At 35.5% G+C, this 1,317-nt stretch carries 1 protein-coding gene and 1 pseudogene; one reads left to right on the forward strand and one right to left on the reverse strand.

What is annotated here, in order from left to right; genetic code table 11:
• Positions 1 to 284 (forward strand): annotated as a pseudogene (locus tag AC1DUA_RS38895) (glycosyltransferase family 2 protein); the annotation flags it as partial.
• 142 nt (positions 285 to 426) lie between these two features.
• On the opposite strand, the gene AC1DUA_RS38900 reads toward AC1DUA_RS38895, so the two are convergent.
• Positions 427 to 981, reverse strand: coding sequence for a DUF421 domain-containing protein (locus tag AC1DUA_RS38900; RefSeq protein WP_477504770.1), 555 nt, complete (start codon positions 979 to 981; stop codon positions 427 to 429).
• Between the last annotated feature and the right edge of the window lie 336 nt (positions 982 to 1,317).

Genomic DNA, 1,317 nt, shown 5'->3' on the forward strand with positions numbered 1-1,317 from the left:
GAGATAGACTAGTCGGATTTGTAGCTGGCGGAACGATTATGTTTAAGAAAAAGGTATTCAATCGTGTGAAATTTGCCAATATATCATTAGGTGAAGATGCACGGTTTTTAAAAAAATGTAGAGCTAGAGGATTTAAAATTTATTCTACAGATAAATTCAATTATGTTTATGTTCGAAGAAAAAATCCAAAGAGTCATACTATGAAAGTGCAAGATCGTTATTGGCTTAAAAATAGCAGACTGGTCAAATATACTCTGAACTTTAAGGGCCTTGTAAGTAAATAACTAATATGGGCTGATATCATTTTTATTGTGGTCTGGATATGCAGTTATTTGTTAGATGCGTTGATTGAATTTTTGGGAGAGACAAATGAAATGCAGCCGTTGGATATTCCAGCAGTAATTATATATCCTTCGGGTGTGTTTTTTAGAAATCTAAGGAGTAGGGGGTCAACAAATATCGATTACTCTTGATCAATTGGATGCTGGATTTGATCTTGATACAGATCAAAAAATAGATTACCTTTCGTTCCCCTGATAGCGTAACAGACTTCTTCTGCCGTAACTCCCCGTTGTTGTAGCTTTTCCGATAGCCATTCTTTCGACAACCCAATTTGCTGTAAATTATTTGACATAAAGTATCCAGCGTAAATTGAATCTTCCTTAAGTTCTGTTCCATGATTTTCCCGTTTTCGATGACTACAGTCGGCTTTCCGGCAAACCATTTCCTGATTTTGCGATTCTTCAAGGAAATCAAAGAAATGAGATAGGCAATTCCACTGAAAATAAATAAAGATGCAACAAGATTCCAGGTTTTCAAATGAGTATTAAATGCTAAATTACCGATGATAGCGCCTAGCGTAATAGAAGCGACGAAATCATTGTAAGTCATTCGCGCTATCGTATGTTTTCCGAGAACTCGAGTTATCAACATAATTAGAATGAAAGCAAGCACCGTTCTGAGAAATGTTTCCAATAACATATCAACTGTCCTCCATACTCAAATAATTCCTTTACTATTTTTCGTTATTTTTCGAAAAAAAATACAATTGAATAAGGGATAAAATAAAAAGTTGCGTGATGACTATCGGCATTTTAAATAAGCTATCCTCAAAAAGTCATGAAATGACAATGGGATAGCCTCTTATTGTTGTATTAACTAGTAAGGGTTATCAAAGCTTCTAGAGCTGATTTACAAGCTTCAGGATCTTGATGTACGGCTCGTACTTGCCTCAAGACCTTATCAATGGCACTGTCAACTTCGGTCCACTTTTTCTTGTTCATAGGTTTGAGTTTGGCCTCTGAAGTATCCCATGTA

This window comes from Paenibacillus sp. 01T422, assembly GCF_056398785.1.